This window comes from Thermolongibacillus altinsuensis (assembly GCF_004341205.1).
In the GTDB taxonomy this organism is placed as follows: domain Bacteria; phylum Bacillota; class Bacilli; order Bacillales; family Anoxybacillaceae; genus Thermolongibacillus; species Thermolongibacillus altinsuensis.
Genome location: NZ_SLUL01000015.1, coordinates 1 through 26,160 on the forward strand (window position 1 = coordinate 1; position 26,160 = coordinate 26,160).

A 26,160-nucleotide genomic window follows, 5' to 3' on the forward strand; every position below is an offset into this window, starting at 1 on the left:
CACACCCGTTCCCATCCCGAACACGGAAGTTAAGCTCTCCAGCGCCGATGGTAGTTGGGGCTGGGGCCCCTGCGAGAGTAGGACGTTGCCGGGCAGCAAAATGGAGGATTAGCTCAGCTGGGAGAGCACTTGCCTTACAAGCAAGGGGTCGGCGGTTCGATCCCGTCATCCTCCACCATAAAAATTTAATAAAGCGGCTTAGCTCAATTGGTAGAGACGAGCGAAGCATCTATGAATAAGCGGCGAGTTGCCTCGACGCATCCATCATCCTCGAAAAGGCTAGTAGAGGAAGAGGCACAACATTCAACTGAATATAAACTTGATAAACGTTCAAACATTCTTTCTCATGTGCCGGCTTAGCTCAATTGGTAGAGCAACTGACTTGTAATCAGTAGGTTGCGGGTTCAAGTCCTGCAGCCGGCACCATTCATACGAGCCATTAGCTCAGCAGGTAGAGCATCTGACTTTTAATCAGAGGGTCGGAGGTTCGAGTCCTCCATGGCTCACCATTTCGCGGGTGTGGCGGAATTGGCAGACGCACCAGACTTAGGATCTGGCGCCTCACGGCGTGGGGGTTCAAGTCCCTCCACCCGCATAATGCGGAAGTAGTTCAGTGGTAGAACACCACCTTGCCAAGGTGGGGGTCGCGGGTTCGAGTCCCGTCTTCCGCTCCATAAAGCCGCCGGGGTGGCGGAATTGGCAGACGCACAGGACTTAAAATCCTGCGGTAGGTAACTACCGTGCCGGTTCGAGTCCGGCCCTCGGCACCATTAAAACAGGGTATTGCGCCCGTAGCTCAATTGGATAGAGCATCTGACTACGGATCAGAAGGTTAGGGGTTCAAATCCTCTCGGGCGCGCCATGCGAAGACGGGAAGTAGCTCAGCTTGGTAGAGCACATGGTTTGGGACCATGGGGTCGCAGGTTCGAATCCTGTCTTCCCGACCAGTGAGGGGCCTTAGCTCAGCTGGGAGAGCGCCTGCTTTGCACGCAGGAGGTCATCGGTTCGATCCCGATAGGCTCCACCAACCAAATTTGAATAATGGCGGCGTAGCTCAGCTGGCTAGAGCATACGGTTCATACCCGTAAGGTCGGGGGTTCGATTCCCTCCGCCGCTACTAGCTTAGGACCTTTAGCTCAGCTGGTTAGAGCAGACGGCTCATAACCGTCCGGTCGTAGGTTCGAGTCCTACAAGGTCCACCATGTTATCAATCATACGGAGGAGTACCCAAGTCTGGCTGAAGGGGTCGGTCTTGAAAACCGAGAGGCGCCGAAAGGCGCGCGGGGGTTCGAATCCCTCCTCCTCCGCCATATTATAAAGTAAAGATTTGAGTTAAAATCGTCGCGGGGTGGAGCAGCCTGGTAGCTCGTCGGGCTCATAACCCGAAGGTCGCAGGTTCAAATCCTGCCCCCGCAACCAAATGGTCCCGTAGTGTAGTGGTTAACATGCCTGCCTGTCACGCAGGAGATCGCGGGTTCGAGTCCCGTCGGGACCGCCAGTTATGTTGAGGCTCGGTAGCTCAGTCGGTAGAGCAAAGGACTGAAAATCCTTGTGTCGGCGGTTCGATTCCGTCCCGAGCCACCATTTTGATCATGCCAGTTATGCCGGCTTAGCCTAATTGTAGAGCACGTTCGAATAAACTTCGGTGAATGTGCTTCAGCGTACCGCTCGAGCTACTACTTGTTTAAACTTTCTGAGAGCGGGACGACGTTCAATACATTACGAGCTAAGTGTTGCTAAAGTAAAAAATCCGATCGTGCCGGCTTAGCTCAATTGGTAGAGCAACTGACTTGTAATCAGTAGGTTGCGGGTTCAAGTCCTGCAGCCGGCACCATTCGTGGCGGCTATGGCGAAGTGGTTAACGCACCAGATTGTGGCTCTGGCATGCGTGGGTTCGATTCCCACTAGTCGCCCCATTCAAACATGCGGGTGTAGTTTAGTGGTAAAACCTCAGCCTTCCAAGCTGATGTCGTGGGTTCGATTCCCATCACCCGCTTTTCTAGGGCCTATAGCTCAGCTGGTTAGAGCGCACGCCTGATAAGCGTGAGGTCGGTGGTTCAAGTCCACTTAGGCCCACCATAATTCCGCAGTAGCTCAGTGGTAGAGCGCTCGGCTGTTAACCGAGTGGTCGTAGGTTCGAATCCTACCTGCGGAGCCATTGGGAGAAGTACCCAAGTGGCTGAAGGGGACGGTTTGCTAAACCGTTAGGTCGCGTTTTTGCGGCGCGCGGGTTCAAATCCCGCCTTCTCCGCCATGCAACAACTGGTGTATTGAGGCCCGTTGGTCAAGTGGTTAAGACACCGCCCTTTCACGGCGGTAACACGGGTTCGAATCCCGTACGGGTCACTAAAAAGGCGTTGTGAGAAACTCACAACGCCTTTTTTATTTTGGTTCTATACTAAATGTTGGGGTAAAGAATTTCATAAAATAAAAAAGCATTTACGAAGTGCTCTCTTTTATAATGAAAGTGGCCAAACCTCATTTCAAAGGAGACTTCGTAAATGCAAGACCATTGTATCACAAAACTGGTTGGATTAGAAAATGTCATTGTGTCAAATATTGTGGAAACGGATACGCACCTAGAAATTTTTATCGAAACCAAACCTTGTCATCAAAGTTGTCCTCAGTGCGGGGAGAGAACAAGATCTATTCATGATTATCGTCTGCAGAAGATTCGAGATGTCAAATTTCGCGAAATGTATACGTATCTCATTCTAAAAAAGCGTCGCTATAAATGTACATCCTGTGGGAAGCGTTTCTATGAACGATATACCTTCTTAGAGCGCTATCAACGTCATACGAAACGTGTCCTTCAAGCCCTTCTCATCAAAGTGAGAGCGGCCAATTTTAAGGAAGTGGCGAAAGAGTTTGGATTGGGACAATCAACAGTGATTCGATGGTTTGACCGTTATTATACTTATGAGAACCACTCATTACCACGAATTTTAGCCATTGATGAGTTTAAGGGGACAACCGAAAAAGGAAAATATCAATGTGTCATCGGAGATCCTCAAGGCTTCAAGGTATTTGATGTGATTCAAGATCGGAAGTTGTCCACGTTAAAAGATTATTTTCGTTCTTTACCGACTCATCGTGTTCAAATGGTGGTCATGGATATGTGGCAGCCGTACAAAATATTAGCTCAACAACTCTTTCAAAATCCTATTATCATTGTGGATAAATTCCATTATGCTCGTCATAACTTCTGGGCACTTGAACGAGTACGAAAGAGAGTACAAAAGTCGTTCCAAGACAAAGATCGAAAATCGATGAAAAAGTTACGTTTTCTCTTACATAAACCGAAAGAGAAGTTAACCACACGAGAACAGGAGCTCCTGCAATATTATTTAGAGTTGTCCCCTGATTTAAAGAAAGCTTACCAAGTGAAAGAAGTCTTTAAAAAATGGATGACACAAAGCAATGAACGCAATGTAAGGTCTAACTTAGAACAGCTGTATCAAGGAACAGCTGTATCAAGGAACAGCTGTATCAAGCGATTGACGAATCAGGACTGGACGAATATCAGTACATGAAGCGAACCTTTAAAAGCTGGGAGAAAGAAATCATTAATTCGTTTATTTATCCCTACACAAACGGTTATTTAGAGGGGATTAACGATAAAATTAAAGTCATTAAACGAATGTCTTATGGTATTCGCAACTTTCAACGACTCAGAAATAAGGTATTATGCTCACTTATTTAACTTTCATACATATAAAAGAGGTGCACTTCACATCAAGTGCACCCCAACAATTGACATAGAACCTTTTATTTTTTATTGTGCAAAAACTGTTTGCCATATTCACCATGATTGTGAATCGAAGGGTGTTCGACTTGAATGGTTGAATGTTTAATGCCGTACTTTTTTTCCAAAATGTCGTTAATGGCTAAAATGACACAGAAGGGTTGGATGTTTTCATTAATGAGGACATGAGCCGTCAACGAATAATGATCTGTCGAAATGGCCCATAGATGCATTTCATGTACATCTTCTACTCCCTCGACATTACGAATATCTGCACGAATTTGATCGATATCGAATTGCTCTGGAACAGAATCCATCAAAATTAGATAAGATTCGCGAACAATTTTAGCTCCTCCGACAAAAATAATCCCGCCGATGACCATGCTGATGAGTGGATCGAAGAAGTAAAAGTTTGTAAAATAGATGACCACTGCAGAAATAATGACGCCAATCGAACTGAGAAGATCGCCGATAAAATGCCATAATGCACTTTTTATATTTAAATTTTCTTCTTCTTTCATGCTTCGGCTAAGGACGATGGTTAATACGAGATTGACGATAAATCCGATTGAAGCAATGACGATCATCAATTGAAAATCAATGTTCTCCGGATGAATGAAACGTCGAATTCCCTCTATAAAAATTCCGATTGCAATGATGGTGAGGGCGAGACCGTTTAAAAATGAAGCAATAATCTCAAAGCGCAAATATCCAAACGTAAACGTTTTGTTTGGTTGACGTGTTGCTAAGTAGAGAGCGACCATGCTCAAACCGAGCGCGATGACATCCGATGCCATATGAGCTGAATCAGAAAGTAAAGCGAGGGAATTTGAAAGGATTCCTCCTATTATTTCAACAATAGTGAAAAATAAGGTTAATGCAAGCGTAATCCAAAGTGTTTTTTTTGATTTGTTTTGTATTTTTACGTGAGGCAGATGATGATAATCGTATGGGGTCATAATACACCTCTTTCTTTATAATATGATAATTATAATAATTATAATTAAATATATATAATTATTACAATAAAGTATTTTATATAATTATTCTTTATTATGCAAGTGACAATTTTGTAGATATTGGAATCGATTTTCTTTCCTAATCACTTTGAAGTTACGTAAATGTGTTTTATGTGATTTGTTGAATAATGTCAGAAAATATCTAAATTTTTATCAAGGAATTTTCATTTAGAGTATTTAATATATTCAATAACGAATGTTTTTGTCATTTTATCGAAGAAAGGGTGAGCGAGCGTTTGATTACAGTCAGTCCGACCGATTTCCAAATTCATTTGTTTCATGAGGGAACATTTTATAAAAGCTATCAGTTATTCGGGGCGCATATCGTTGAAGAGGGAGGGACGGTAGGCACTCGTTTTTGTGTTTGGGCGCCTCATGCGGTTGAGGTTCGAGTTGTTGGAAGCTTTAACAATTGGAACGGTGAACATCATCGATTGGTGAAAGTAAACGAACAAGGAGTATGGATAATTTTCATCCCGGAAAACTTAGAAGGTCATCTTTATAAATATGAAATCGTTACTCGAAACGGAGAAGTTTTATTGAAGGCGGATCCATATGCTTTTTATTCGGAATTACGTCCGAATACAGCGTCGATCATTTATAAATTGGATGGATACAAATGGAATGATCAAGAATGGCAACGGAAAAAGAAAAGAAAGCAAATTTATAATCAACCAATGTTTATTTATGAAGTTCATCTTGGTACATGGAAAAAGAAAGAAGACGGAAGCTTTTATACGTATAAACAGATTGTTGATGAATTGATTCCGTATGTCGTTGAGCACGGATTTACACACATTGAATTGTTGCCGCTTGTTGAGCATCCGCTCGATCGTTCATGGGGTTATCAAGGAACCGGTTATTATGCCGCAACGAGTCGTTATGGAACCCCACATGATTTAATGGAATTGATCGATCAATGCCATCAAGCTGGAATTGGCGTCATCTTGGATTGGGTTCCCGGTCATTTTTGTAAAGATGAACATGGTCTTTATATGTTTGATGGCGAACCGACTTATGAATATATCAATATGCAAGATCGTGAAAATTTTGTTTGGGGAACGGCTAATTTTGATTTAGGAAAACCAGAAGTCCACAGTTTTCTGATCTCGAATGCTTTGTTTTGGATGGACTATTATCATATCGATGGTTTTCGCGTCGACGCTGTGGCAAACATGTTGTATTGGCCTAATAGTGAAGTATTGCATTCGAATCCCTATGCGATTTCTTTTTTAAAGAAATTAAATGAAACGGTGTTTTCATATGATCCAACCATTTTAATGATCGCAGAAGATTCGACCGATTGGCCACAAGTAACTGCACCGACGTATGAAGGCGGGTTGGGATTTAATTATAAATGGAATATGGGATGGATGAATGATTTATTAAGTTATATGGAAACGGAAATGAATGAACGAAAACATGTTCATCATAAAGTGACATTTTCTCTTCTATATGCGCATTCAGAAAATTTTATTTTGCCATTATCGCACGATGAAGTCGTTCACGGAAAGAAATCGCTTCTAAATAAAATGCCGGGAGATTATTGGCAAAAATTTGCTCAACTTCGTTTATTATACGGATATTTGATCGCTCATCCGGGAAAAAAGCTGTTATTTATGGGCGGAGAATTTGGGCAATTTGATGAATGGAAAGATTTAGAGCAGCTTGATTGGGTTTTGTTTGATTTTGAACTGCATCGAAAAATGGATGAGTATGTAAAAGAACTCGTTCATTTTTACAAAAAGCAAAAAGCGCTATATGAGCTGGATCACACCCCGGAAGGATTTGAATGGATCGATGTGAACAATGCGGAACAGAGCATTTTTTCATTTATTCGCCGCGGCAAGAAAGAAAATGATTTTTTAATCGTTGTATGTAATTTTACAAATGAGGTTTATCATAACTATAAAATTGGGGTTCCGCTCAACGCATCGTACAAAGAGGTTTTTAATAGCGATGATGTTTCGTATGGCGGTTCGGGACAAATGAATCGAAAAACGCTTACTGCTGTGGAAAAGCCGTTTCATGGAAAGCCGTATCATGTTTGTATGACCATACCACCATATGCGGTCTCTATTTTGCGGCCGATGCGAAAAAGAGGGGAGAGAGAGCGTAATGATTCGAAAAAAGTGCGTCGCCATGCTACTCGCAGGGGGAAAAGGGAGTAGATTAAATTCGTTAACAAAAAATTTGGCTAAGCCAGCTGTTCCTTTTGGAGGAAAGTATCGAATTATTGACTTTACATTAAGCAATTGCACCAATTCTGGAATCGATACCGTTGGAGTATTAACACAGTATCAACCGCTTGAATTAAATACGTATATTGGCATTGGCAGTGCATGGGATTTAGACCGAAAAAATGGAGGAGTAACAGTGTTGCCTCCTTATGCCGAATCGTCGGAGGTACGTTGGTATAAAGGAACGGCGAATGCGATTTATCAACATTTGAATTATTTAAAACAATATGATCCTGAGTATGTTCTTATCCTTTCAGGTGATCACATTTATAAGATGAATTATTCGGAAATGCTCGAATACCATATTGAAAAGAAGGCCGATGTGACGATTTCAGTCATTGAAGTTCCATGGGAAGAAGCGAGTCGCTTTGGCATCATGAATACAAATGAAGAAATGGAGATTATTGAATTTGAGGAAAAGCCCGTCCATCCAAAAAACAACTTAGCTTCCATGGGAATTTATATTTTTAAGTGGTCGATATTAAAAGAGTTTTTAGAAATAGATAATTGCAATCCGGAATCAAGCCATGATTTCGGTAAAGATGTGATCCCTCTTCTCATTGAGAAAAAAAAGCGGTTAGTTGCCTATCCTTTTAAAGGGTATTGGAAAGATGTCGGGACGGTCAAAAGTTTATGGGAAGCAAATATGGATTTGCTAGTGGAAGAACCTTCATTAGACTTGTTCGATCATTTTTGGCGCATTTATTCCGTGAATCCAAACGAGCCACCACAATATATTGCTCCAAGCGCAGATGTGAAAGAATCGCTAGTAAATGAAGGATGCATCATTGAAGGAAAAGTAGAGAAATCCGTTCTGTTTCAAGGTGTATATATTGGTCAAGAAACGACCATTAAACATTCCGTCATTATGCCAAATACAGTGATTGGCGAAAATGTCTATCTCGAAAAAGTGATTGTTCCACCGAATATGGAAATTCCAAACGGAACGGTGATTTATGCTAGGGAGCAAGACGACGTGATTCTTGTAACGGAGGAGTTGTTGGAAAATCTGAAAGGTAGAGAGGGAGGGCAACGATGAGCAAATTGATGCTTGGGATCATTGATGCAACAACGTATAAAGAAGAAATGAAGGATTTAACGTTTAATCGATCGATCGCTGCCGTTCCTTTTGCAGGACGTTATCGCTTAATTGATTTTGTTCTTTCAAATATGGTGAATTCAGGGATCGAAAGCGTCGCCATTTTTCCGAAGTATCAATATCGTTCATTAATGGATCATCTTGGATCAGGTAAGAATTGGGATTTAAACCGTAAACGGGATGGCCTCTTCTTTTTCCCATCACCTGATTTACCAGTTCCGCAAATTGGTTCATTTCAGCATTTTCAGCAACATATTGATTATTTTTTGCGAAGCAGCCAAAAATATGCGCTCATCTGCAATAGTTATACGGTTTGTAACATGGATTATGAAGCGATTTTGCAGCGTCATATTGAAAATAAGTGTGACATTACACAAATTCGCCATCAAGGAAAATCATTGAATATGTTTATTTTGGAAACATCGCTTTTGCTTGAGTTGATTTCTACCCAACAGCAAACCGGTTATCAAAGCATCATTGATGTCGTGCACGATCCTACAAATCAACTAACGATTTGCGATTATGAATATTCGGGATATGTAGCGGTGATTGATTCCATTGAAAGCTATTTTCTTCACAGTTTAGAGTTGCTTCGTCCAAATATTTGGAAACAACTATTTCTAAAATCAAGACCGATTTATACAAAAGTGAAAGATGAACCGCCAACGAGATATATGAATGGTTCAAATGTAAAAAATTCGATGATTGCGAACGGATGCATCATCGAAGGACATGTTGAAAACAGCATTATTTTCCGTTCAGTGAAAATTGGAAAAGGAACGGTCATTAAAAACAGCATTATTATGCAAAAAAGTCAAATAGGAGATCAATGTCAATTAAACAATGTCATTATTGACAAAGATGTTCGCATCAGCGATGGGACGCACTTATTTGGAACGAAAGAACAGCCATTTGTCATTCAAAAAGGAACGATGCAAGGAGCGTTGATGAATTCGTGAAAATTTTATTCGTTGTTTCAGAATGTGTACCGTTTGTCAAGTCTGGCGGATTAGCAGATGTAGCCGGTGCTTTACCAAAAGAATTGAAGCGGCTTGGTACGGATATTCGGATCATGTTACCGAAATATGGGTTGATTTCAGAAACGTATCGAAGCAAGATGAAAAAAATTGCTCAACTTGTGGTTCGCGTCGGTTGGAGAAGACAGTATTGCGGAATTGAATGTTTAGAGTATGAAGGAATTACATATTACTTTGTCGACAACGAATATTACTTTAAACGCGATTCGCTCTATGGGCATTATGATGATGGAGAGCGTTTCGCTTACTTTTGCCGCGCTGTTCTTGATTCGCTGCCTGCGATTGCGTTTAAACCGGATGTTTTGCATTGTCACGATTGGCATACAGGGATGATTCCGTTTTTATTAAGAGAAGAGTATAAGAAAAATTCATTTTATGCGGGCATGAAAACCGTTTTTACCATTCATAATTTACAATTTCAAGGAATTTTTCCGCGCGAGATTTTAGGAGATTTACTAAACCTAAGCGATCGCTATTTTTCGATTGAACATTTAGAGTTTTATGGAAATGTTAGTTTTATGAAAGGGGCTCTTGTTTCCGCAGACTTCATTACAACGGTAAGCCCAACGTATAAGGAAGAAATTCAAACAGCGTATTATGGTGAAAAGTTAGATGGACTTTTGCGGGAACGTTGTTCACATGTCGTCGGGATTTTAAATGGAATCGACGATGACGTATATAATCCAAGAAAAGATCCGTATATTGCCGTTCCTTACGATGCGTCGACCATCGCTAGAAAAGGAATTAATAAACATGCTCTTCAACAAAAATTTGGGTTGTCGACGGTTGAAGATGTCCCAGTTATGGCAATGGTATCACGTTTAACGAGTCAAAAAGGGTTAGATTTAGTCAAATGTGTATTTCATGAAATGTTAGCGGAAAACATTCAATTTATCGTTCTTGGAACAGGCGATTGGGAGTTTGAGCACTTTTTTAACGAAATGGCGGCCACATATCCCGAAAAAGTAAAAGTATATATTGGCTTTCACGAAGAGCTCGCTCATCAAATTTATGCAGGAGCGGATTTGTTTTTAATGCCTTCAAAATTTGAACCGTGTGGACTTGGGCAATTGATTGCATTACGATATGGCGCCATTCCGATTGTTCGTGAAACAGGCGGATTGAATGATACGGTTCAATCCTTTAATGAATATACAGGTGAAGGAAACGGGTTTACGTTCAAAAATTTTAATGCCCATGACATGCTCTATACCATTCGTCGTGCTTTATCTTTATACGAACAAAAAGAGATATGGGAGAAGATCGTGAAAGAAGCGATGAGTCGTGACTATAGTTGGGCGAAATCAGCATTTAAATATAACCAATTGTATGCCGAATTAACGACTGGGAGTGGCAGCTATGTTCGCTAACAAAGAAGAGTTTAAATACACTTTTTTGCAAAGGTTAGAAATGGTGTATGGAAAACGGTTTTCTGAATCGACGGCACTTGACCAATACCATACGTTAGGAAATATGATTCGCGAACATATTAGCAACCATTGGATTCAGACGAACGAACGAAACCGGGCTGAACATAAAAAACAAGTATACTATTTGTCCATTGAGTTTTTACTTGGACGATTGCTTGGAAGTTATTTAATGAATCTTGGCATTCGTGATGTCGTTGAAGAAGGATTGAAAGAGTTAGGAATTCAGTTGCGTGACATTGAAGAGGTGGAGACGGACGCAGGGTTAGGAAATGGAGGACTCGGCAGGCTTGCGGCCTGCTTCTTAGATTCTTTAGCTTCGTTAGATTTACCGGGACACGGTCAAGGAATTCGTTATAAACACGGTTTATTTGATCAAAAAATTGTGAATGGGTACCAAGTAGAACTTCCTGAACAATGGTTACGCCATGGAAACGTTTGGGAGGTTCGTAAAGAAGATTTAGCGATTGAAGTGAATTTTTGGGGAAAGGTGAACGTTTATACAGAGAATGGACGATTAAAATTTCACCATATCGATGCTGAAAAAGTAATGGCTGTTCCTTATGATATGCCTGTGATTGGGTATGATACAAAAACCGTTAATACGCTGCGGCTTTGGAGTGCAGAACCAGCCAAGTTTCCGATGAACAAAAACGTTATGCAATACAAACGTGAGACAGAAGCGATTTCTGAATTTTTGTATCCAGACGACGCGAATGACGAGGGAAAAATTTTGCGCCTAAAGCAGCAATATTTTCTTGTTGCCGCCAGCATCGGAAGCATTGTGCGCGAATATCGCAATCGTTATGGGCATTTAAAAGACTTTCATCAACATGTTGCCATTCATATTAATGACACTCATCCCGTTTTAGCGATTCCAGAGCTCATGCGAATTCTTTTGGACGAAGAAGAAATGAGTTGGGAAGATGCTTGGTACATTACAACGAATACCATTTCTTATACGAATCACACGACGCTGTCAGAAGCGTTAGAAAAATGGCCCGTTTATATTTTTAAACCGCTTTTACCGAGAATTTATATGATTATCGAAGAAATTAATGAACGTTTTTGTCGCAATTTGTGGGAGCGTTACCCAGGTGATTGGAAACGAATTGAGGAAATGGCCATTATTGCGCATGGGCTTGTCAAAATGGCTCATTTGGCGATTGTTGGGTGTCATAGTGTAAACGGTGTTGCGAAAATCCATTCCGAAATTTTAAAGCATCGGGAAATGAAACGGTTTTATGAATACTTCCCAGAAAAGTTTAATAATAAAACGAATGGAATTACGCATCGGCGCTGGTTGCTAAAGGCAAATCCAGAGTTGGCAACGCTCGTTACAGAGGCAATTGGAACAGGATGGATCAAGCATTCTGAACAATTGATTGAGTTAAAGCGGTATGCGACTGATGCGTCATTCAAGGAAGAACTAGCTCATGTGAAAATGAAAAGAAAAGCGATCTTAGCAAAATTGATTTGTGAAAAAACAGGAATCGCGATCGATGAGACATCGATTTTCGATGTGCAAGTGAAACGACTGCATGCCTACAAGCGCCAATTATTGAATGTTCTTCATATTATGTATTTATACAATCGGCTAAAAGCGGATCCAAATTTTACGATTTATCCGCGCACATTCATTTTTGGAGCCAAAGCTTCTCCGGGATACCATTATGCCAAGCGAATTATTAAACTGATTCATTCACTTGCCGAAAAGGTTAATCATGACAAACAAATAAAAGGTCAGCTAAAAGTAGTTTTTTTAGAAAATTATCGTGTTTCGTTAGCTGAAAAAATTTTCCCTGCTGCCGATGTGAGCGAGCAAATTTCGACAGCCAGCAAAGAAGCATCAGGAACAGGAAATATGAAATTCATGATAAACGGTGCCGTTACAATTGGCACAATGGATGGAGCCAACATTGAAATTTTTGAGCGAGTCGGTTCCGACAACATTTTTATTTTTGGATTAACCGCCGAAGAAGTATTACATTACTATGAAAATGGCGGATACCATTCGTATGAATATTATCATCACGATCAACGCATTCAACAAGTAGTCAATCAGCTTGTCAATGGCTTTTTTCACGATGCATATGATCACTTTGAACCGATTTATGATTCATTATTGGCCCAAAACGATCAATACTTTGTTTTGCGCGATTTTGCTTCTTATGTGGAGGCTCAAGAAAAAGTAGGGACGGCATATGAACATCAAGAAAAGTGGCTTGAGATGAGTGCGATCAACATTGCCAATTCCGGATATTTCTCAAGTGACCGTACGATTCGTGAGTATGCTCGCGATATTTGGAATATTCACGAATAGGGATGGCTGTCCGATAAGCGAATGTTACGCTTAAAGGACAGCTTTTTTATTCTGTATACGGTTCTTTTTCAGCGGGAGGTAAGTCGCCAATGATCGACATCATTTGTTCAGAATCCAACATGTCTTCGTATTGTTCATGTGAAATGCTTGGATATACAGTGACATGATTTCCGTATAAATCAACAGCCGCAAAATTTTCAAACTCTTCTACGTATCCAATCGGTTCTTCCGCTTCGATGTACATTCGATCGTAATGAATCGTGTCCCCTTGAATGTCGGAAGGAGTTTCCGATGTCCCGAAGCGAGCCACTTCTTGCCAACTGTCTTCTGCATCAAACGTTTCCGCGTCATCTTCATCGACAACGAATCTTCCAAATGGAGGCCGAAGTACTTCTTCTTCAATCGGACGTTGTTTTGAAACAGCTTGATCTGGGCTATGTTCTTTACAAAAAGTGGTTGTCGGTAAGGCTTCCAGCCGTTCGAAAGGAATCTCCTTTCCGCATTTTTCGCAAATGCCGTACGTCCCATTTTCCATCGCATGAAGTGCGTGTTCGATTTCTTTTAATTCTCTTTCCGCGTGTTCGTTTAACGCAAGATCTTTTTCGCGTTCGTATAGATCTGTGCCACTATCAGCAGGATGATTATCATAGTTTGACAATTCTCCGACGGAATCGTGCGCAAAGTTTCTGTCTTTTCCAAAATGATCATTGGTCCTCAATCGATTTTGCAGTTCTTTTTTGTCATGCAATAATCGAGCGTGTAAGCCGGATTGTTGTTGAGATGTGAGCACAATCATTCCCCCTTCTTAAATAGGATTAAGCATAGTATTTGCAAAAAAAAGAAAAAACATAGCGCAATCGCTATGTTTTACAGCCAGTAGCTAATGAGCAGCCCGATAACAAGCAAGAGACCGAATTGTGTATTCGTTTGTGCGGTCGCTTTCATAGCCGGCATCATTTCGATCGGCTTTGTTTTTCCAACAAATCCTTTCGTTGCAACAAATGCTTTTGGAATGCTAAAAAATACTAATAACGTCCATGGAGAAACGATATGAAACAGAACGAGAGCGATCATCCAACCGAAAGAAACGATAAACATGGCTCCTAGCAGGCGAATCGCATTTTTCCGACCGATGAGGATCGCTAACGTTTTTCGACCGTTTGCGCGATCGCCATCTAAATCGCGAATATTATTTGCCAGCAAGATCGCTCCAACCAAAATCGAAATCGGGACAGATACAAGAACGGGCGTCCATGTGATTGTTCCAGTTTGAATAAAAAACGAAATTAAAATGATCGTAAGCCCCATGAAAAATCCTGCTGCTAATTCACCGAACGGCGTATAAGCAATCGGAATCGGACCGCCGGTGTAAAAATAGCCGGCCGCCATACAAATCGTTCCGACTAAAGCGAGCCACCAACTGCTATTCATGCAAATATATACTCCGAGTAGCACCGCCGCTGCAAAAAAAGACCAAGCAAGAAGAAGCACTGTTTTTGGAGAGATTCCATCGCGAACGATCGCTCCGCCAATCCCAATAGACTCAGGAGTGTCGAGCCCACGTTTGTAATCATAATACTCATTAAACATGTTCGTCGCCGATTGAATAAAAAGTGAAGCGACAAGCATCGTGATGAAAAGTGAGAAGTTAATCGTTGTTTCGTAAACAGCAAGTGCTGTGCCGATCGATACAGGTACAAAAGCAGCCGTTAATGTGTGTGGCCGCAATAAGCGCCACCAAACTCGCCAATCTCGTTTATATTTGATGACTGGTGCATCTGAACGCAATGGTGATGGCATACAATTCTACTCCTTCAAAAGAAAATGTAAAAAATCGTTCACAATAAGTGTAGGAAACCGGGGAAAATGTGTCAACGTTTTGGGAAAGATAAATTGTTTCCTATATATACATAACAATATTATAATGAAAAAGGAGTAAAAAAAGTTTAAGTATAGGCGTGATTCAAGGTGGTTACTTTATATCAAAACAAAGTTATTGACCGATTGCGTGATGCTTTAACAAAAAAAATGAATATAGTCAGTGTATCGATGAAAGTAGATGAGGTCGATCCGCTATCGTTTTTCGAAGCAGGGGAGAAGTTCTTCCTTGGCCAACGTTTTTATTGGTCTGATTGTACGAATGAATACGTTTTTGTAGGACTTGGGCGAACGTATGTCATTCAAAGCGATGACCAATCGAAACACCGGTTTATAGAAATCGAAAGAAAATGGAAAAAAATTCTTGAAGGCGCTTTAATTGAGCGCGAGCAGGACGTGTTAGGGACAGGTCCAATTCTTTTTGGTGGATTTGCTTTCGATCCGCTCAAACGAAAAACAGAAAAATGGATAAACTTCCCATCTGCTCGATTTATTCTTCCATCCATCCTGTTATCGAAAAGAAATAACGAAACATGGCTTACTGTCAATGTTGTTGATCAGTCACTGGAACAGTTAGAAGAGATCATTATTCATCTGTTCAACGGCCAAAAGAAACAAAACAACAAAGATGTGTATTGCTTACTGAAAAAAGAAATTGAACGTGAAAAATGGATTCAAGCAGTCAAAGATGTAACGAGCGAAATTCATGACGGGAAAATACAAAAGGTAGTGTTGGCTCGTGAACTGGAGCTCATGTTTAATGAGCAAATCGATTCAGCGAGGGTGCTTGCTGCGCTCCGAGAGCAACAGCCAATGAGCTATATTTTTGCATTTGAAAACGGATCCTCTTGTTTTTTAGGTGCTTCCCCAGAACAGCTTGTAAAAAAAGAAGAGAATGTGTGCGAAACGGTTTGCTTAGCTGGATCGATTAAACGCGGAAAAACGCTTAAAGAAGATGAACAACTTGGCGATTGGTTGCTTCACGATGAAAAAAATCGACAAGAGCATCAATTGGTTGTCGACATGATTTGCAACGCAATGAACGAAGTATGCGATCATGTCGTTGTTCCGCAAGCGCCAACGTTGTTAAAAATGCGGCATATTCAACATTTATATACGCCTGTCAAAGGATACAGCAAAGAAAATGTATCCATTTTATCGCTTGTTGAACGACTTCATCCGACGCCAGCATTGGGCGGGTTTCCGCAAGAAGAGGCGGTACGAAAAATACGTGAAATCGAACCGCTTGACCGAGGATGGTATGCAGCGCCGATTGGATGGATGGATGCGAGTGGAAACGGCGAATTTGCTGTTGCGATTCGTTCGGCATTAATTCATGAAAACGAAGCTCATTTATTTGCAGGATGCGGCATTGTTGCCCATTCAGACGCTTATAGCGAATATGAAGAGACAAATGTAAAATTTAAACCGATGCTTTTTGCTTTAGGGGGAATGGACGAGTGAATGAGATGACGTTATATGTATCTGCTTTTGTTGATGAGTTGACGAAAATGGGAATTCATGATGCGGTGATTAGCCCAGGTTCTCGTTCAACCCCTGTTGCGATGGTCATGGCAGAACATCCTAACATTCAGATTCATGTTCACATTGATGAGCGTTCTGCTGCTTTTTTTGCATTGGGAATGGCAAAAGCGAGCCAAAAACCAGTTGCTCTTCTCTGTACATCAGGAACGGCGGTAGCGAATTATTTTCCGGCGATCGTCGAAGCTTATCATGCTCGCGTACCGTTAGTCGTCATCACAGCGGATCGTCCGCATGAATTGCGCGATGTGGGTGCTCCGCAAGCGATTAACCAAATTGAAATTTATGGTAAATATGTGAAGTGGTTTGTTGACATGGCATTGCCAGAAGGCCATGAGCATATGCTTCGCTATGTACGGACAATGGCTGCACGGGCGGTTACAACAGCTCAAGCGCTTCCTGCTGGACCTGTTCATTTAAACTTTCCTTTTAGGGAACCGCTTGTGCCAAAAATGAGTGAACAAACGTGGGAATATGACCGCGAAGCATATACAAAGGTATATACAGGAAAAAAACAATTACATGAATCATTCATCGCTGATCTTTATAAAAAATTATCTTCAATTGAAAAAGGATTGATCATTTGCGGAGATATGGATATTCCGCGCTTTTCTGAAGCGGTGACGACATTAGCGGAAGCGTTAGGCTACCCGATTTTGGCTGATCCGCTTTCACAATTGCGCAGCGGAAGCCATCGAAAAGAGCAAATTGTCGAAACGTATGATGCGATTTTAAAATGCGAAGAAGCGGCAAATGCACTCGTTCCGGACGTTGTCATTCGCTTTGGAGCTATGCCGGTTTCTAAATCTCTCTTTTTATGGCTGAAAAATCACCCAGAAATTGAACAAATCGTTGTCGATGAAGCAGGTGGATGGCGCGATCCGACATTGAGGATCGATGTCATGATTGAAAGCAACGAAGTCGACTTTTGTAAACAACTCGCCCATTGTGCCTCATCTAATGTTCGAACGTCTAGTTGGCTGAAAAGATGGCAAAAGGCAAACGAATTAGCAAAAGAAACATTGTTGCGGGCAGCCGAAGAACAAACGATGTTTGAAGGAAAGGTATTTATTGAATTAGCACAGTTGCTTCCGTCATCGACCACCTTATTTGTCGGAAATAGCATGCCGATTCGCGATGCAGATACGTTTTTCATGACAAATGACAAAAACATTCGTATTTTAGCGAATCGTGGCGCGAACGGAATTGATGGAGTTGTCTCAAGCGCTCTTGGGGCAAGTGTAGTGTCCGAGCCGCTCGTATTAGTCATCGGTGACCTATCGTTTTATCACGATTTGAATGGGTTGCTAGCTGCGAAATTGCAATCATTAAATGCAACGATCATTGTACTGAACAACAATGGCGGCGGAATTTTTTCCTTTTTGCCGCAGGCGAGCGAACCAAAGCATTTTGAAAAATTGTTTGGTACTCCGACCGATTTGCAGTTTGAACACGTCGTTCGGATGTATGATGGGCAATACGAAAAAGTTGAAACGTGGGAACAATTTCGAACAGCCGTTGTCCAAGCGACTTCATCAGAAGGATTACATGTCATTGAAATTCCATCATCACGAGAAGAAAATGTCAAAATACACCGCAATTTGTGGAAATCTGTTTCCCAGGAAATATCCATTTTTTTGCGTGAAGGGGAAATTTGATGGAAATTGTTGTGAATGATGTGTCATACTATGTGGAAATTTGTGGTCGAGGGGATCCTCTCCTTCTGTTGCACGGCTTTACAGGAAGCAGTGAAACATGGAAGCCCTTCATTCCAAATTGGGAAAAACATTTTCAAATGGTGATGGTTGATCTCCTCGGGCACGGGAAAACCGCGTGCCCGGCCGATGTAGAACGTTACAACATTGAACGTGTGGCTGCAGACTTAACAACGCTACTTGATCAATTGGGGATGAAAAAAGCACACGTTCTCGGCTATTCAATGGGTGGTCGTCTCGCTTTAACATTGGCGGTCAAGCATCCAACCTACGTTCAAACACTAATATTAGAAAGCAGTTCCCCAGGTTTAAAAACAGAGGAAGGACGAGCGATGCGACGAATGCAAGACGAGCAGTTAGCATCGTTTATTGAACAGCATGGGATCGAAGCGTTTGTAGAAAGATGGGAGAACATTCCGCTTTTCGCTTCGCATAAAAAATTGCCGAAAGCCGTGCGTGAACACCTTCGTCACGAGCGATTAAAAAATAAAGTGGTCGGATTAGCGAACAGTTTGCGAGGAATGGGCACAGGAACGCAACCGTCTTGGTGGAACCATTTAACAAACCTAACGATGCCAACGTTGCTTATTTGCGGAGAAGAAGATGAAAAATTTTGTCGAATTGCGGAGGAAATGGTACAATTACTACCAAACGGAGTTATTGCGCATGCAAAACGTGCAGGTCATACGATTCATCTAGAACAGCCTGAATTTTTTGTTAAAATAGTAAATGAATTTATTTTTAAAGGAGGAACATCCTGTGGCAATTGAATGGGTAAAAGAGAGAGAGTATGAAGATATTTTATATGAAACGTATAACGGCATCGCAAAAATCACCATTAACCGCCCAGAAGTACATAATGCATTTCGCCCAAAAACGGTGATGGAACTGATTGATGCGTTTTCGTATGCGCGCGATGATTCTAAAATCGGTGTGATTATTTTAACAGGTGCAGGCGGAAAAGCGTTTTGCTCTGGCGGCGACCAAAAGGTTCGCGGCCATGGCGGATACGTTGGCGAAGATAACATTCCGCGGCTCAACGTATTGGATTTACAACGTCTGATCCGCGTTATTCCAAAACCAGTCATCGCGATGGTAGCGGGTTATGCGATTGGCGGCGGACATGTGTTACATGTGGTTTGCGACTTAACGATTGCGGCGGATAATGCGATTTTTGGCCAAACAGGACCGAAAGTCGGAAGCTTTGATGGCGGATACGGCGCTGGATATTTGGCGCGCATCGTTGGTCATAAAAAAGCGCGAGAAATTTGGTATTTGTGCCGACAATATACTGCGCAAGAAGCATTGGAAATGGGCCTTGTCAATAAAGTCGTTCCGTTGGAGCAATTAGAAGAAGAAACGGTAAAATGGGCTGAAGAAATTTTAGAAAAAAGCCCGACGGCGATTCGCTTCTTGAAAGCAGCGTTTAACGCGGATACGGATGGGCTTGCAGGCATTCAACAGCTTGCTGGAGATGCGACGTTGCTTTATTATACAACCGATGAAGCAAAAGAAGGACGCGATGCGTTTAAAGAAAAACGCAAACCGAACTTCAAACAATTTCCACGTTTTCCGTAAAAAACAGCAACAGCTTGGTGTTGAACATCAAGCTGTTTTTTTTGAAGGAGGAAATGTTCATGATCGTACCAAACTGGCTACATCAACGAGCCTTTTTAACTCCCCACCGCATCGCGCTATATGAAGGAGAAAAGGAAATCACGTTTTCGGAATTGCACGAGCTCGCAAAGAAAAAGGCAAAACAATTGTTGCGATTAGGGGTAAAAAAAGGAGATATTGTTGCTGTACATATGAAAAATAGCGCAAAAATGGTAGAAATTATTCATGCGCTACAATACGTTGGCGCGATTGCGCTTTTGCAAAATATACGTCTTACGCGTGAAGAATTAATATGGCAATTACGGGATAGTCAAGCTTCGTTCGTCATTTGTGATCATGCTCAATCTTTGCAGCCAATGGACAATGACATCCAATTAATCGAATGGGCCGAACTCGAAACCGTCCCTGAACAAGAGGGAATGCTGCAAACAACATACAATCTGGATGATGTTGCGACGATCATGTATACGTCAGGAACGACTGGAAAGCCAAAAGGAGTCATGCAAACGTACGGAAATCATTGGTGGAGCGCCATTGGATCGGCATTAAATCTGGGATTGCATATGGATGATTGTTGGTTGGCAGCCGTGCCATTTTTCCATGTGAGCGGTTTTTCGATTTTAATGCGCAGTGTTATTTACGGAATGAGTGTGTATATATTGCCGCAGTTTGATGCTAAAAAAGCAAATGAAATCATTTTACAACAAAAAGCAACGATCATGTCCGTTGTCAGCACGATGTTACAACAAATGCTTCGTGAATTGAACGAGCCATATCCGTCAACGTTCCGCTGCATGCTTCTCGGAGGCGGGCCCGCACCGCGAGCGTTGCTCGATGAATGCGCGCGTCGACATATCCCTGTGTATCAAACATACGGAATGACGGAAACAGCTTCGCAAGTGGTTACATTGCCTCCAGAGTATTTATCGAAACGCGGATCAGCAGGAAAGCCGCTTTTCCCTGTACAAATTCGCATCGAAAAAGATGGAAAAGAAGCGAAAGCGAATGAAGCAGGGGAAATTGTCGTAAAAGGTCCGAATGTGATGAAGGGATACTTATATCGTGAAGAAGAAACGAAAAAAGTGTTAAAAGACGGTTGGTTTTATACAGGAGATATTGGGTATGTTGACGAAGACGGGTTTTTATATGTTTTAGACCGCCGTTCGGATTTAATTATTTCTGGCGGGGAAAATGTGTATCCGGCTGAGGTGGAATCCGTTTTATTAGAGCATAAAGCAGTCAAAGAGGCAGGGGTAATCGGAATCGATGATGAAAAATGGGGCCAAGTTCCATGCGCGTTCGTCGTAGTGCATGAGGATGAGGTCGTGACAGAGGAAGAATTACAGCAGTTTTGTGAGCAAAAATTAGCAAAATATAAAGTTCCAAAGCAATTTTATTTTGTGAACAATTTGCCACGCAACGCTTCAAACAAATTGTTGCGAAGAGAGTTGCTTTCGCTTCTTACAGGTGAGGGACGAAGCGATGAACGTTAAAAGGGTGACGCTTTATCATGTTGTAATGAGATTGCGATCTCCGTTTGTCACCAGTCTTGAAACCGTTCAAGATCGCGATGTCATCATTGTTGAAGTAGAAGATGCAGATGGAGTGATTGGCTGGGGAGAGTGCGTGGCCTTTTCAACCCCTTGGTATACGGAAGAAACGATTAAAACGTGTTGGCACATGCTTGAAGATTTCCTCATCCCCTCCATTCTTTCAGCAACGATCGAGCATCCGGATCAAGTTTCAACCTTATTTGAGCATGTGAAACGAAATCATATGGCGAAAGCAAGCATGGAAATGGCGATTTGGGATTTATATGCAAAAAGGCAACGAATTTCACTTTCGAAAGCCCTCGGTGGGGTGCGAACTAAAATTGAAGTCGGTGTCGTCGTTGGCACAGAGAAAATGAGCGACTGTTTGAAAATGATTGAAGCGTATATGGAGCAAGGATATAAACGGGTAAAAGTAAAAATTAAACCGGAGAATGACTATGAATGGTTAAAGGAAATTCGACGCCATTTTCCAGAGATTCCGCTTATGGCTGATGCGAATTCGGCCTATTCGTTAAAAGACGTTGAGCGATTAAAAGCGTTAGAGGAATTTCAATTAATGATGATTGAACAGCCGCTCGCAAGCGATGATTTGATTGAACATGCCTTTTTACAAAAACAAATAAAGACGCCGATTTGCTTGGATGAAAGCATTGCGACCTATCATGATGCAAAAGTAGCTCTTGAGCTTGGCAGCTGCCAAGTGATTAATATTAAAATTGGCCGGGTGGGCGGACTGACAGCAGCGAAGCGAATTCATGATTTATGCCAAAAATATCATGTGGAGGTTTGGTGCGGGGGAATGTTGGAAACAGGCATTTCCCGTGCGCATAATATCGCTTTAGCCTCCCTCCCGCATTTTACAATACCAGGGGATATTTCCGCATCATCGCGCTATTGGGAAAAAGACATCATCATTCCTGAAATTATCGTCAACAATGGAGAAGTGGACGTTCCCGATCGGTTTGGAATCGGAATCGATGTTGACCGAAATACATTAGCTAAAAAAGCGGTGTATCGTCAAATATTTGAATGAAAAGCAAATGTAGTGTAATATACTTACTAGGGTATAAAAGAAAGGGAGATGAAAAATGGGTGGACATCGATTTAAACCCGAAAAGGCAAGCAAGTTGTTAGATCCGAAGCGTTACGAGTTGTTGCAGCCGGAGAAAATGGTTCGAGAATTTGGCATTCAAAAAGAAGATATGGTCGCTGATTTAGGAGCAGGGAATGGCTTTTTTACATTGCCAATGGCGCTTTATGCAAAAAAAGTATTTGCGGTTGATATTGAGCCGAAAATGCTTGAATTGCTGAAGGAGCGTGCAAGTGAACAAGGAATTGAAAATGTTCAGCTTATTGAAAGCGATTTAGACCACATTCGTTTAGAAGATGATTCCGTTGATAAAGCGTTAGCGGCGTTTGTTTTACATGAAGTACCGAATTTAGAGCGAACGTTGACAGAAATCAAGCGAATTTTAAAACCGAATGGAACGTTGTTGATCATTGAATGGGAAGCGGTTGAATCAGAAATGGGGCCGCCGATTCATGAGCGTATTGCTTCAGATGTATTAGCAGCAAAAGCGAAGGAACATGGGTTTACGGTTGAGATGATTCATCCGCATCCATCATTTTATGTGCTTGTGGCAAAATGAGGTGATCGGAGTGAAAAAGCTTTTTCTTTTTTTGCTCAGCGTTGTGTGGATGATGACGGGTTGTTCTTCAGAAAGCGGTTATAAAAATGTTGCTGTCGATGAAGCTGAAAAACTGATTGCCGAGGGAAAAGTGGAAGTGATTGATGTACGTACACAAGAAGAATTTGCATCTGGACATATTCCAGGAGCAAAGTTGCTTCCATTGCAAGAAATAGAAAGCAGAATGGATGAACTGGATAAAGAAAAAACGTATCTTGTCGTTTGCCGTTCAGGAAACCGTTCTGCACAGGCAAGTGAAATATTAGTAAAAGAAGGATTTAAACACATTTACAATATGACAGGCGGCATGAATGAATGGAAAGGAGACGTTGAACAATAAAAAGGAGGTCGGAATGCCGACCTCCTTTTTATTGATATCCTTTGGCTGTTTCTTTTGAAATTTTTTCTTTAAACAGTTTATAGCTCCATAGTTGATAGCCGATGACGATTGGGACCATGACGATGGCAACGCCAAGCATAATTTTTAAGTTTAATTCACTTCCGGCAGCCTCAAATAACGTCGTGCTATATTTGTCAGCGATACGCGATGGAAGCATGTTTGGGAACATGCCGATAAACCCTGTTGCCATCATTGAAAAAATGGTGAGGCAAATGTTTGTGAACGCTAAGCCAATTCGTTTTTGCCAAACAAACAACAGAGTCAGCAGAGAAGCGACAAACGCCAGCGCAGGAATGATCCATAATACAGGAAGTTTCGTAAAGTTTGTGAATAATGGTGTTCGGTTGCTTGTTGCAACGAAGAAAATCGCTAATATACCTGCTGCAACGACAGAAGCAGGTCGAGCGATACGATAAGCGCGATCCGCGACATCCCCCGTCGTTTTAATCATAATCCATAGCGAACCAGAAACGATAAATAAACTAATAAATAGCAATCCACCGAGAATGCCATATGGATGAAGCAAACTTAAAAGCGTTCCTTCGTAGCCAGAAGGACCGATTTTCAATCCGTAATAAAGGTTGGCAAAAGTGACGCCAAATAAGAAAGATAAAGCCACGCTGCTGCCAAAAAACGACCATTTCCATGAATTTTGCCATCTTGGCGACTCTTCTTTATGCATAAACTCTAGACCAGCTGCCCGGAAAAAGAGGGCGAATAAAATCAGCATCATCGGTGTATATAAATAGCTAAACATATTGGCATAAGTGGTAGGGAAAGCAGCGAAAGTCGCTCCCCCTGCCGTAATCAACCATACTTCGTTTCCGCCCCAGAACGGTCCGACCGCCTCTTGTAATTGATTGCGCTCTTGACGGTTTTTTGTGATGAAAGGGAATAACATGCCTGTTCCAAGTGTATATCCATCAAGAATAAAATAAACCGTCCAAATTAATCCCCATAAACCAAACCAAATAATCGCGAGTGTTTCATGAGACATGCTGAACTTCCCCTCCTTTCACATCGCTAGAAGCGTAAGGGCCTTTTTTCGCATATTTAATCATTAAGTAAACATCGGCGATTAATAAAATCGTGTAGAAAATAACAAGACTGACAAGAGAGAAAATGATTTGTGATAACGAAATCGGTGATACGGCTTCAGCTGTTCGCATTAATCCGTATACGGTCCAAGGCTGGCGTCCAACTTCCGCAACCGTCCATCCAGCGTTAATCGCAATGTAAGGAAGTAAAACGGAATACATGACTAGTTTTAAATACCGTTTGGATTCAAGCAATTTATTTTTGCGGTATAAATAAAATCCGTACCAAACGACAGCTAAAAAGTAAAGTCCGAGCGCAACCATGAGTCGGAATGAATAAAATACGATTGTGACATTTGGACGTTCATCTTTTGGAATTTGATCAAATCCTGTTACTTTTCCATCGAAAGAATGGGTATAGAAGTAGCTGCCTAGCTTCGGAATCGTTAAAAACTCGACAAGGTTGCGTTCATTTTCTGGATCAGGAATTTGAATAATATGGAAAGGTAATCCTTCTTGTGTTTCCCAAACCGCTTCTAATGCAGCTCCTTTTGCTGGTTGCATTTTCGCAGCAAAGGAAGCCGATTTGTGTCCGATAAACGGCGTTGCAGTTGCTGCAACTAATCCGAAAATCAGCGCATATTTAAATGATTTTTGGAAAAACTCTACATGTTGTTTGCGCAATAAATGGTAGGCGCTGACGGCCATGACAAAGAATGAACCGACGATATAACAGCTAACAACGGTATGAACGAACATATGCCATGCATAAGGGTTCGTGACGAGCGCCCAGAAATTCTCGAGTTCCACCCGTCCGTTACGCAAAACATATCCGACTGGATTTTGCATAAAACCGTTTGCCGTAATGATCCAAAGGGCTGAAATGTTTGTTCCTAATGCAACCATCCACATCGAAAAAGCGCGAAGCTTTGGCGAGATTTTATCTTTTCCAAAGAGCCAAATCCCCATAAACGTCGATTCTAAAAAGAAAGCAGCTAATGCTTCAATGGCAAGCGGGGATCCAAAAATATCTCCCATGTACTTTGAATACTCGGACCAGTTTGTCCCAAATTGAAACTCCATTGTAATTCCGGTAACGACACCGAGGACGAAGTTAATCGTGAACAACTTTCCCCAAAAGTCTGCCATTTGGCGATAAAGCGGGTTTTTTGTCCGCACATATTGTGTTTCCATAAAAGCCACTAAAATGACTAAGCCAATTGTTAACGGAACGAATAAAAAATGATAAAAGACCGTGATCGCAAACTGAAAACGGCTCAGCAACAAAACGTCGCTCATCGTTTCCACCTCCAGAACACATTTTTAATTAATATTTTCTTTATATAAGATTAAAGCGAATTTGTGAGGAATGTACGGAAGAAATGTTGCGAAAATGTGGCGATAAATTGACGAAAATATGGCTTTTTACGTTTTTTTACATTATTAACATTGTTAATAGTGTTATAGCAAAAAATCCCCTGCGTCATTCGCAGGGGATTTTTGATTATTCGGCAGAATTTGGCTTAAACGTTTTACAGTCGGTTTCATGAGAACTAGAAGCGTTTGATCCTGCATGGCTGACCACGTAAATCGAATCGGCGCTGCATTTGTTTCCTTGGGCCCAGAAATGACAGTTTTTAACCTCACAAAGGACATCTTTTGCCATATATCTCCCTCCTTTCCTTGTACGAATATAGTTTTGACAAAGCTTTTCACAGTCATAACTTGAAAAAAGCGCTAAAAACAATGAGAATTTTTATCATTGAACGTTGACATAGATAATCATTCTCAATTAGAATAGGTGTAGAATGTTGGAAAAAGCTTTTTCGGAGGGAGTCTT

General features: G+C 41.6%; 21 protein-coding genes, 22 tRNA genes and 1 rRNA gene. 38 read left to right on the top strand and 6 right to left on the bottom strand.

Translation table 11 applies throughout. The features are described from left to right. The 25 genes from rrf to EDD69_RS15825 all read left to right on the top strand — a co-directional run. Positions 1-94: ribosomal RNA gene (gene rrf, locus EDD69_RS12230) — 5S ribosomal RNA — on the top strand; the annotation flags it as partial. 8 nt (positions 95-102) lie between these two features. Continuing rightward, a tRNA-Val gene (locus EDD69_RS12235) sits at positions 103-178 on the top strand. A gap of 172 nt (positions 179-350) precedes the next feature. After that, positions 351-426 (top strand) — tRNA-Thr (locus EDD69_RS12240). 7 nt (positions 427-433) lie between these two features. Next, positions 434-509 (top strand) — tRNA-Lys (locus EDD69_RS12245). Positions 510-513: 4 nt separating this feature from the next. Next, positions 514-595: transfer RNA gene (locus EDD69_RS12250), tRNA-Leu, on the top strand. Between the two features lie 4 nt (positions 596-599). Continuing rightward, positions 600-674 (top strand) — tRNA-Gly (locus EDD69_RS12255). Between the two features lie 7 nt (positions 675-681). Next, positions 682-770 (top strand) — tRNA-Leu (locus tag EDD69_RS12260). A gap of 15 nt (positions 771-785) precedes the next feature. Further along, a tRNA-Arg gene (locus EDD69_RS12265) sits at positions 786-862 on the top strand. Between the two features lie 8 nt (positions 863-870). After that, positions 871-947, top strand: a tRNA-Pro gene (locus tag EDD69_RS12270). 4 nt (positions 948-951) lie between these two features. Beyond that, positions 952-1,027, top strand: a tRNA-Ala gene (locus EDD69_RS12275). 16 nt (positions 1,028-1,043) lie between these two features. After that, positions 1,044-1,117 (top strand) — tRNA-Met (locus EDD69_RS12280). A gap of 8 nt (positions 1,118-1,125) precedes the next feature. Beyond that, positions 1,126-1,202: transfer RNA gene (locus EDD69_RS12285), tRNA-Ile, on the top strand. Between the two features lie 15 nt (positions 1,203-1,217). Continuing rightward, positions 1,218-1,310, top strand: a tRNA-Ser gene (locus EDD69_RS12290). Positions 1,311-1,342: 32 nt separating this feature from the next. Continuing rightward, positions 1,343-1,419: transfer RNA gene (locus tag EDD69_RS12295), tRNA-Met, on the top strand. 3 nt (positions 1,420-1,422) lie between these two features. Further along, positions 1,423-1,498, top strand: a tRNA-Asp gene (locus EDD69_RS12300). 10 nt (positions 1,499-1,508) lie between these two features. Further along, positions 1,509-1,584 (top strand) — tRNA-Phe (locus EDD69_RS12305). Positions 1,585-1,758: 174 nt separating this feature from the next. Next, a tRNA-Thr gene (locus tag EDD69_RS12310) sits at positions 1,759-1,834 on the top strand. 6 nt (positions 1,835-1,840) lie between these two features. Further along, positions 1,841-1,916, top strand: a tRNA-His gene (locus EDD69_RS12315). Between the two features lie 9 nt (positions 1,917-1,925). Further along, positions 1,926-1,996, top strand: a tRNA-Gly gene (locus tag EDD69_RS12320). A 6-nt stretch (positions 1,997-2,002) separates the two neighbouring features. Further along, a tRNA-Ile gene (locus EDD69_RS12325) sits at positions 2,003-2,079 on the top strand. Positions 2,080-2,083: 4 nt separating this feature from the next. After that, positions 2,084-2,158, top strand: a tRNA-Asn gene (locus EDD69_RS12330). 3 nt (positions 2,159-2,161) lie between these two features. Further along, a tRNA-Ser gene (locus EDD69_RS12335) sits at positions 2,162-2,254 on the top strand. A 20-nt stretch (positions 2,255-2,274) separates the two neighbouring features. Next, a tRNA-Glu gene (locus tag EDD69_RS12340) sits at positions 2,275-2,346 on the top strand. Between the two features lie 155 nt (positions 2,347-2,501). Beyond that, positions 2,502-3,533: an ISL3 family transposase gene (locus EDD69_RS12345; RefSeq protein ID WP_132949235.1), complete on the top strand. Its 1,032-nt coding sequence runs from the start codon at positions 2,502-2,504 to the stop codon at positions 3,531-3,533. Next, positions 3,530-3,703, top strand: coding sequence for a transposase (locus EDD69_RS15825; RefSeq protein ID WP_424565364.1), 174 nt, complete (start codon positions 3,530-3,532; stop codon positions 3,701-3,703). The genes EDD69_RS12345 and EDD69_RS15825 overlap by 4 nt, the downstream gene beginning before the upstream one ends. Before the next feature lie 65 nt (positions 3,704-3,768). On the opposite strand, the gene EDD69_RS12355 is transcribed toward EDD69_RS15825, so the two are convergent. Next, entirely contained in the window at positions 3,769-4,704 is a 936-nt protein-coding gene (locus EDD69_RS12355; protein ID WP_132949236.1) for a cation diffusion facilitator family transporter, read from the bottom strand. Positions 4,705-5,000: 296 nt separating this feature from the next. Between EDD69_RS12355 and glgB the strand changes: the two genes are divergently transcribed. The 5 genes from glgB to EDD69_RS12380 are packed head-to-tail and all read left to right on the top strand — an operon-like array spanning position 5,001 to position 12,890. Then, complete coding sequence (gene glgB / locus EDD69_RS12360; RefSeq protein WP_132949237.1) at positions 5,001-6,935, top strand: 1,4-alpha-glucan branching enzyme; 1,935 nt, start codon at positions 5,001-5,003, stop codon at positions 6,933-6,935. After that, complete coding sequence (locus EDD69_RS12365; protein WP_132949238.1) at positions 6,883-8,043, top strand: glucose-1-phosphate adenylyltransferase; 1,161 nt, start codon at positions 6,883-6,885, stop codon at positions 8,041-8,043. Before glgB ends, EDD69_RS12365 begins: the two co-directional genes overlap by 53 nt. Beyond that, complete coding sequence (gene glgD, locus EDD69_RS12370) at positions 8,040-9,062, top strand: glucose-1-phosphate adenylyltransferase subunit GlgD (RefSeq protein ID WP_132949239.1); 1,023 nt, start codon at positions 8,040-8,042, stop codon at positions 9,060-9,062. Before EDD69_RS12365 ends, glgD begins: the two co-directional genes overlap by 4 nt. After that, the gene (glgA, locus tag EDD69_RS12375; protein WP_132949240.1) at positions 9,059-10,510 is read left to right on the top strand and encodes a glycogen synthase GlgA; all 1,452 of its coding nucleotides are present in this window, start codon (positions 9,059-9,061) and stop codon (positions 10,508-10,510) included. The genes glgD and glgA overlap by 4 nt, the downstream gene beginning before the upstream one ends. Further along, positions 10,500-12,890, top strand: a complete 2,391-nt coding sequence (locus EDD69_RS12380) for a glycogen/starch/alpha-glucan phosphorylase (protein WP_132949241.1) — start codon at positions 10,500-10,502, stop codon at positions 12,888-12,890. Before glgA ends, EDD69_RS12380 begins: the two co-directional genes overlap by 11 nt. A 46-nt stretch (positions 12,891-12,936) precedes the next feature. Here the strand turns inward: EDD69_RS12380 and EDD69_RS12385 are convergent, their stop codons facing one another. Together EDD69_RS12385 and EDD69_RS12390 are read right to left on the bottom strand one after the other, a co-directional pair. Continuing rightward, on the bottom strand, positions 12,937-13,686 hold the full coding sequence (locus EDD69_RS12385; protein ID WP_132949242.1) for a yteA family sporulation protein: 750 nt from the start codon (positions 13,684-13,686) through the stop codon (positions 12,937-12,939). 71 nt (positions 13,687-13,757) lie between these two features. Next, complete coding sequence (locus EDD69_RS12390) at positions 13,758-14,690, bottom strand: 1,4-dihydroxy-2-naphthoate polyprenyltransferase (RefSeq protein ID WP_132949243.1); 933 nt, start codon at positions 14,688-14,690, stop codon at positions 13,758-13,760. A 168-nt stretch (positions 14,691-14,858) separates the two neighbouring features. Between EDD69_RS12390 and EDD69_RS12395 the strand changes: the two genes are divergently transcribed. From EDD69_RS12395 to EDD69_RS12430, 8 genes are read left to right on the top strand one after another with little or no spacing between them, the layout of a single operon-like run. Beyond that, positions 14,859-16,232: an isochorismate synthase gene (locus EDD69_RS12395; RefSeq protein ID WP_132949244.1), complete on the top strand. Its 1,374-nt coding sequence runs from the start codon at positions 14,859-14,861 to the stop codon at positions 16,230-16,232. Positions 16,233-16,237: 5 nt separating this feature from the next. After that, positions 16,238-17,968 carry a 2-succinyl-5-enolpyruvyl-6-hydroxy-3-cyclohexene-1-carboxylic-acid synthase gene (menD, locus tag EDD69_RS12400; RefSeq protein ID WP_207893285.1) on the top strand — a complete coding sequence of 577 codons (1,731 nt, stop codon included), beginning with the start codon at positions 16,238-16,240 and terminating at the stop codon, positions 17,966-17,968. Continuing rightward, on the top strand, positions 17,968-18,795 hold the full coding sequence (gene menH / locus EDD69_RS12405; protein WP_132949246.1) for a 2-succinyl-6-hydroxy-2,4-cyclohexadiene-1-carboxylate synthase: 828 nt from the start codon (positions 17,968-17,970) through the stop codon (positions 18,793-18,795). Before menD ends, menH begins: the two co-directional genes overlap by 1 nt. After that, positions 18,785-19,603, top strand: coding sequence for a 1,4-dihydroxy-2-naphthoyl-CoA synthase (gene menB, locus EDD69_RS12410; protein ID WP_132949247.1), 819 nt, complete (start codon positions 18,785-18,787; stop codon positions 19,601-19,603). The genes menH and menB overlap by 11 nt, the downstream gene beginning before the upstream one ends. Before the next feature lie 53 nt (positions 19,604-19,656). After that, positions 19,657-21,135, top strand: a complete 1,479-nt coding sequence (locus EDD69_RS12415; RefSeq protein WP_132949248.1) for an o-succinylbenzoate--CoA ligase — start codon at positions 19,657-19,659, stop codon at positions 21,133-21,135. Beyond that, positions 21,125-22,228, top strand: coding sequence for an o-succinylbenzoate synthase (gene menC, locus EDD69_RS12420; protein WP_132949249.1), 1,104 nt, complete (start codon positions 21,125-21,127; stop codon positions 22,226-22,228). The genes EDD69_RS12415 and menC overlap by 11 nt, the downstream gene beginning before the upstream one ends. Positions 22,229-22,283: 55 nt before the next feature. Beyond that, on the top strand, positions 22,284-22,844 hold the full coding sequence (locus EDD69_RS12425; RefSeq protein ID WP_132949250.1) for a class I SAM-dependent methyltransferase: 561 nt from the start codon (positions 22,284-22,286) through the stop codon (positions 22,842-22,844). A 10-nt stretch (positions 22,845-22,854) separates the two neighbouring features. Further along, positions 22,855-23,223, top strand: coding sequence for a rhodanese-like domain-containing protein (locus EDD69_RS12430; protein ID WP_424565365.1), 369 nt, complete (start codon positions 22,855-22,857; stop codon positions 23,221-23,223). Positions 23,224-23,251: 28 nt separating this feature from the next. Here EDD69_RS12430 and cydB read toward each other — a convergent pair whose 3' ends face one another. The 3 genes from cydB to EDD69_RS12445 all read right to left on the bottom strand — a co-directional run bounded on the left by cydB (position 23,252) and on the right by EDD69_RS12445 (position 25,986). Next, positions 23,252-24,280 carry a cytochrome d ubiquinol oxidase subunit II gene (cydB, locus tag EDD69_RS12435; protein WP_132949252.1) on the bottom strand — a complete coding sequence of 343 codons (1,029 nt, stop codon included), beginning with the start codon at positions 24,278-24,280 and terminating at the stop codon, positions 23,252-23,254. Continuing rightward, positions 24,270-25,619 carry a cytochrome ubiquinol oxidase subunit I gene (locus EDD69_RS12440; protein ID WP_132949253.1) on the bottom strand — a complete coding sequence of 450 codons (1,350 nt, stop codon included), beginning with the start codon at positions 25,617-25,619 and terminating at the stop codon, positions 24,270-24,272. Before EDD69_RS12440 ends, cydB begins: the two co-directional genes overlap by 11 nt. A gap of 205 nt (positions 25,620-25,824) precedes the next feature. Continuing rightward, positions 25,825-25,986, bottom strand: a complete 162-nt coding sequence (locus EDD69_RS12445; protein WP_132949254.1) for a DUF1540 domain-containing protein — start codon at positions 25,984-25,986, stop codon at positions 25,825-25,827. Positions 25,987-26,160: the final 174 nt, after the last annotated feature.